Origin of the sequence: Desulfovibrio sp. 1188_IL3213 (genome assembly GCF_036763145.1) — a bacterium.
Lineage (GTDB): Bacteria > Desulfobacterota > Desulfovibrionia > Desulfovibrionales > Desulfovibrionaceae > Desulfovibrio.
This window is the reverse complement of sequence record NZ_JBAIYR010000123.1, coordinates 1-5,799: the sequence shown is the minus strand read 5'-3', so window position 1 is coordinate 5,799 and position 5,799 is coordinate 1. Positions and strand designations below refer to the sequence as shown.

At 58.7% G+C, this 5,799-nt stretch carries 6 protein-coding genes and 1 tRNA gene; all 7 read right to left on the bottom strand.

Translation table 11 applies throughout. The features are described from left to right. Positions 1–108: 108 nt before the first annotated feature. Positions 109–879 carry an alpha/beta hydrolase gene (locus tag V6C16_RS06835; protein ID WP_333542935.1) on the bottom strand — a complete coding sequence of 257 codons (771 nt, stop codon included), beginning with the start codon at positions 877–879 and terminating at the stop codon, positions 109–111. A gap of 442 nt (positions 880–1,321) precedes the next feature. Next, positions 1,322–1,921 (bottom strand): 50S ribosomal protein L25/general stress protein Ctc, encoded by a 600-nt coding sequence (locus tag V6C16_RS06830; protein WP_333536379.1) that lies wholly within the window; start codon positions 1,919–1,921, stop codon positions 1,322–1,324. A 266-nt stretch (positions 1,922–2,187) separates the two neighbouring features. Beyond that, positions 2,188–3,135, bottom strand: coding sequence for a ribose-phosphate diphosphokinase (locus V6C16_RS06825; RefSeq protein WP_333536378.1), 948 nt, complete (start codon positions 3,133–3,135; stop codon positions 2,188–2,190). Between the two features lie 185 nt (positions 3,136–3,320). Next, a tRNA-Gln gene (locus V6C16_RS06820) sits at positions 3,321–3,395 on the bottom strand. A 6-nt stretch (positions 3,396–3,401) separates the two neighbouring features. Beyond that, positions 3,402–4,289 carry a 4-(cytidine 5'-diphospho)-2-C-methyl-D-erythritol kinase gene (gene ispE / locus V6C16_RS06815; protein WP_333542934.1) on the bottom strand — a complete coding sequence of 296 codons (888 nt, stop codon included), beginning with the start codon at positions 4,287–4,289 and terminating at the stop codon, positions 3,402–3,404. A 103-nt stretch (positions 4,290–4,392) separates the two neighbouring features. Beyond that, complete coding sequence (gene hslV, locus V6C16_RS06810) at positions 4,393–4,926, bottom strand: ATP-dependent protease subunit HslV (RefSeq protein WP_333536176.1); 534 nt, start codon at positions 4,924–4,926, stop codon at positions 4,393–4,395. Next, positions 4,926–5,799 (bottom strand): tetratricopeptide repeat protein (locus V6C16_RS06805; RefSeq protein ID WP_333542933.1); only part of this gene is annotated, 874 nt, incomplete at its 5' end. The genes V6C16_RS06805 and hslV, both read right to left, overlap by 1 nt.

Sequence of the window (5,799 nt, the reverse complement as noted above, 5' to 3'; positions counted from 1 at the left end):
CTGGCCCGGCCCATGGGCAAGACCGGTTACGGCCAGTATCTGCTTGACCTTGTGGATACGGGGATAGGGCAATGGAAGTAGCGGCAACGCCTCTGGCCGGGGTCATGCTCATAAAACCCAGAATATGCCCCCGCCGGGCAGCCAGATAAGCTTTTTCTGCGGTGCGCGTATCTGTTCAAAGGTACCCTGAATCAGGGGCGGAGTAAAAAGGGCATCATTGACCGCACTGAAAAAATACAGGGGGCAGTGCAACTGCTCGTTTATGGAGGCTGAAAGAAGGCTGGACAGGTAGGCCAGCGGATAGCTCATGCGGCACTGTTTCCTGTTATAGACAACGCGGCGCGCCCCGGCCAGAATGCGCCGTACGGAAAGGTACGACTGCAAAGGCATGGGCAGGCGCGGCAGGCGGCATGCCAGAGCGCGCAAAACCGCCATAAAACCGCGTTTGTTGCTGCTCCAGCGCCGGAAAATTGTCAGGTCCATGACCCGGTCGCTTTGCGGCAGGATTCCGGTGATGGGAAAGGTCGCCATGAGCTTCTGTGAGGCTGCGGCGTGGGCCAGGGCAAGAATGCCGCCCTGACTGTGGCCGCAAGCGGCGATGTGGCGGTGTCCCCGTTTGCGCAGCCATTGTTCCGCAGCCAGGGTGTCCCGCACAAGGTCGTCAAAGGTAAAGCCCGTCCAGTGACTGTTGCGCCCATGACCGGTGAAGTGCAGGGCAGCAACGCCAAAGCCCGCCTCGTGGAGGGCGGAAATAAGCGGCCTGTACTGCACGGGCGAGAGCATGGTTCCCGGATAAAAAAGCATGACCCCGGCTTGGGGCTTGGGCCATATCTCCAGGCTTGCTCTGCTGCCTACGGGGCGCAGGGAATGATAGGTCACGGCATGGTGCGGCATATTCGGGAGCATATTATGTTTGAAAATCTATACTACGAACGGCGACAAGGCGTGCGCCCCGGCGTTTTATGGCGCAGGTATGCTGCATATGCATCCTGGCGGCGGCCGCCTGCTCAAGCGGTCGCAGAACAGTTTCCGGTCAGTTTTGCGGCATGTTACCTTTGAGAATATATATTTTCAAGGTGTTGTGCGCTTACTGCGGCGTCTGGCTGTATAAACGCATGGTGCTGTTTATCTTCACGCTTTTTGTGGCAAAGGCTGAAGCTGCGCCTGCGCCCCGATGGCGTGCGCCCATGCAGACGCCGGAGCAGGGCGCATGAGGCTGTTTCAACGTGGAGCGCTCTAAAAAGGAAGCCGGTTCCGTGAGGAACCGGCCATGAACACTTGTAAATGGCCTGGCAGATCGGTCTGCAGGCCGGAAACCAGGTTAGTCTGCCTGGTCTTCGTCTTCGGCGTCGTCCTTGCTCTTGGAGATGACGGTCACCAGGGCGAAGTTCTGATCAAATTCGGCGCGCACGTTTTCGGGCAGCTTGAGGTCGCCCACGCTGATGGTGTCGTTGATACCCATGTCGGTCACGTCAACAACGACCTTCTGGGGCATGTTCAGCGGCTTGCTGGTGAGGCGCACCACTTCGCGGTAGGTTTCGAGCACGCCGCCCAGCTTCACGCCGCGCGAGGTTCCCACGAATTCCACGGGTACGTCAACGGTGACTTCCTTGTCGAGGTCCACGCCGTAAAAATCGATGTGGGTGAAGGCGCGCTTGTAGGGGTGAAACTGCACCTGCCAGATAAGCACGGGATACGCGGTCTTTTGGCCGTTGTCCTCGATTTCGAGGTTGAACACCGTGGTGTGGCCCATTGCTTCGTAAATCTTTTGCAGGGGCAGAGCAGGGGCCTGCACGGAAATGTTTTCGCCCTTGGGGGTGTAGAACACGCCCGGGATCAGTTTTTGGGCACGCAGGCGGCCGCTGGGGCCTTTGCCGTAACCTTCGCGTTTTTGCACGCTCAAAGTCTTTTCAATATTCATGGTCCACTCCTTGGCTTACCGCCGCCTGACACGTGCGGAAAAGTTCTTGAGAAATGCCGCCCGCCGGTCTTTTCGCTTTCTGACCGCCTGAGACTGCGTCCGTTATCGGCCCGGCATGCCCTGCACGCCGTACCCCGGAATTCGCTTGCCCTTGCCGGAAAGCAAAAATCCGCATGGATCAGCGCTTTCTTTATTGTATCTTGCCATTCCCTTGTGGGATGTGCTCCGTACGGCCGTGCGCGAAGGCTTTGCGCCGACGGTTTTTGCTAAACAAACAACACGCTGACCGATGAACCGGTGTGAATGTTGTGAATGGTTTTGCCCAAAATCGCCGCCACCGAAATGACTTCGAGTTTCGGGCAGCGTTCCAGCTTGTCGCCCAGCGGGATGGTGTCGGTAACAAAGACCTTCGAAAGGGCTTCGGTGGCATTGATGCGATCAATGGCCGGACCGGACAACACCGGGTGCGTGGCGCAGGCCACGATTTTTTTCGCTCCGTTTTTCAGCAAAACTTCGGCCCCGGCGCACAGGGTTCCTGCGGTGTCGATCATGTCGTCCACCACTATAGCCACCCGGCCTTCCACATCGCCAATGACGTGCATGGCCTGCGCCTGATTGGGCTTGTCGCGTCTTTTGTCCACAATAGCCAAAGGCGCGTCAAGGCGCTTGGCGTATGCCCTGGCCCGCTCAACGCCGCCGGCATCGGGGGAGACGATGACAATTTTTTCCTCGCCGAGCTTGCGCAGGGCGTCCAGCATTACAGGTACGGCAAAAAGATTGTCCACAGGGCAGTCAAAGTAGCCCTGAATCTGACCTGCGTGCAGGTCAATAGTCACCACGCGTTCCGCCCCGGCCACGCTGATGAAGTCAGCCACCATCTTGGCGCTGATAGGCGCACGGGGGCTGACCTTGCGGTCTTGCCGCGCGTAGCCGTAATAGGGAATGACGGCTGTAATGCGGCCCGCGCTGGCCCTTTTAAGGGCATCCAGCATAAGGCACAGCTGAACCAGGTTACGGTTGACCGTGGGCGGACAGGTGGGCTGGACCACAAAAACATCGTCGCCTCGGACATTATCGCCGATTTCAATACGCAACTCCCCGTCGCTGAACGTAGTGGACAGCGTTGGGGTGAGCTGACAGCCCAGATGGTTGCAAATGGCCTTCGCCAATTCCGGATTGGAAGAACCGGTTACGATCTTAAGATCGCTGAACATGAACCGCCCCGCCTTGCGCGTCAAAGAGCATTTAGGTTGTACACCCTTGCCTGCCACCGGTCACGAAGTTGGCTGGCCTGTCGCCGTCATGGCCGGATACGGATATTCACCCGCACGGTAACCGGAGCGGTCGGGTATTTGCATAGCAGCCGCTCCAGCATTCACTGCGCGTCGTCATGGTGTTGTGGCTGGGATGGAAGGGTTCGAACCTTCGAATGACGGAGCCAAAACCCGTTGCCTTACCACTTGGCTACATCCCAGTATGATCACAGCACATGCGCGTAAACGCGCCTGTTCTCTCCTTGCAGCGCCGCGGCCACAGCCTGCGCTTCCACAAGCGCCTCGCGCTCGAAAAGCCCCAGTATGCTGGAGCCGCTGCCGCTCATGCAGGCCGCTGTTGCCCCGTAGCGCAACAGGGTGGCCTTGATTTCGGCCAGCTCGGGATGACGCTTGAAGACAACGTTTTCTAGGTCGTTGCCCAGGTCAGCTTCAAACCGCCCTTGGGAGAGAAAAGTTCCATTAGCCCTGCTTTGTTCTCTTGTCAAGCTGTTTTGATTTTCAGCGGCCTGCTCCACTGCCTTGAAAGCATCGTAATCAGCAAAGGTTTGTGGCGTACTTACATGGATTTCCGGGCATACGAGCACAAGGCGCATGCCTGAAAAATCCAGATCGGCAGATTCGATAATTTCACCTATGCCGCGAACGCGGCAGGGCCGGTTGTGCAAAAAAAAAGGCACATCGGCTCCCACGCCAAGGGCCACATCTGCCAGGGCCTGTTCAGGCAGGGGGGTGGCGACATTCCTGTTGAGCCAGCGCAGCAGGGCAGCCGCATCGCTGCTGCCGCCGCCAAGACCGGCCCCGGAAGGAATGCCCTTGCGCAAACGCGCCTCAAGCCCCGGAACAGGGCCGTCTACAGCCTGGGCAAAGGCAATGTAAGCCCTGGTCAGGGTATTGTGTTCCGCATTCAGACGTTCGGCCCCAGGCCCTTCACAGCGTACGTGCATGCCGTTGCCGTCGATGACGCGCAGCCTGATCTGATCACAGGGGCGCGGCAGCGGGTAAAACAGAGAATCGATTTCGTGATAGCCGTCGGGGCGAAGCCCGGTAATGCGCAAGCCCAGATTCACCTTGCAACCGGCAGTGAGAATGCTCATGAACGTATCCTTGTCTGTTCCCTGGCCTGATGTTCTTTGTCGTGCTCGCGTTCTGAGCGCCGAAGTTAACGTTGAGGATATACATTCTCAAAGTTAAATTTCCCTAGAGTGTTTCAAGGGTTACGTGGTCATTGGTGTAGACGCATATTTCGGCGGCAATGCGCATGGATTCCCTGGCGATGGCTTCAGCGTCAAGCCCGCTGTGGCGGGAAAGCGCCCGAGCGGCCGCCAGAGCATAGGGGCCGCCGCTGCCGATGGCAGCCACGTTGTCGTCCGGTTCAATCACGTCGCCTGTACCCGAAAGCACCAGAATATGTTCCCTGTCGGCCAGCAGCAGCATGGCTTCGAGCTTGCGCAGGTATTTATCCTTGCGCCAGTCCTTGGTCATTTCTACAGCGGCCCGAACCATATGGCCGCGAACTTCCTTGAGTTTTGCCTCAAAGAGCTCGAAAAGCGTAAACGCGTCGGCGGTGGCTCCGGCAAAACCGGCCAGTATCTTGCCGTCGTGCAGGCGGCGCACCTTCTGGGCCGCATGCTTCATGATCATGGTCTGCCCCATGGTCACCTGCCCGTCGCCGGCCAGGGCCACGATGCCGTCCTTGCGCACGGCGAGAATTGTTGTGGCATGTGTTTCCATCAGTTCTTGTCCCATATTTCCTTGCGTTCTTTGTAGGCGGCCTCAAGGCGCGGAAAAGCGCGCTTGTCCGTCGTGCGGGAGGCCATGCTTTTGGCCTGGTTGAAATACCGTTCGGCAAGCTTTTTGTTGTTGGAATACAGGGCGCTGTAGGCCATGTGGATATAGGCGTCGGGCGTGTTGCCCGCCTTGCCGAGCGAGCGGCCATAGGCTTCGTGCACCTCGGAATCCTCGGGTACGTGCCGCAGTACGTTCTTGTAGTGACTGGCGGCCTGCGACTGCCTGCCGGTTTCGTCCAGCATGCGCGCATAGAAAAAGGAAGCCATGTAATCATTGGGGTCCAGACGCATGGCCTTGGAAAGCAACCCGTCTGCCCGGCTCATGTCGCCCTTGCGGTAGTGGAAGGCCCCGGCCTCGCGCAGCACCAGCGGGTCTTCAGGGGCCGCCTTGAGGGCCTGATCAAAAGCTTCGCTGGCTTCGTTGATGCGGTTCTGCCTGGCAAGCACAATGCCCCTGCCCATGCGTGACAGGCCGTCCTTGCCGGAAAAGCGCTGTAGGGCGGCCTGGTCATCGCCGTATCTTGCCCAGAGCAGGGTTTTTACACGGGTAAAGCGCTTGTTGTCCTGGCTGCGGTCCTGCACGGCCTTGGGCATGCCCTGGATGCGGGCCTGAAGGCCGTTGACGCGGTCGCCCAGGTCCGGGTGGGTGGAAAGGTACGTCGGCACGCTGATGCCGCTCATCCAGCTTTTCTGCCGCAGCACCTTGAAGCCGCCCACCATGCCGCTCGGTGGGTAGCCTGCGGCGATAAGGTATTGCAGGCCGATATGGTCGGCCTCATTTTCATCCATGCGGCTGTAGTTGAGCATGGCGGATTGT

What these genes read in the sequence shown, in the direction of transcription:
- hslV (WP_333536176.1), bottom strand. Translation starts at nt 4,926, where the DNA reads ATGGAAACACATGCCACAACAATTCTCGCCGTGCGCAAGGACGGCATC.
- ispE (WP_333542934.1), bottom strand. Translation starts at nt 4,289, where the DNA reads ATGAGCATTCTCACTGCCGGTTGCAAGGTGAATCTGGGCTTGCGCATT.
- V6C16_RS06825 (WP_333536378.1), bottom strand. Translation starts at nt 3,135, where the DNA reads ATGTTCAGCGATCTTAAGATCGTAACCGGTTCTTCCAATCCGGAATTG.
- V6C16_RS06830 (WP_333536379.1), bottom strand. Translation starts at nt 1,921, where the DNA reads ATGAATATTGAAAAGACTTTGAGCGTGCAAAAACGCGAAGGTTACGGC.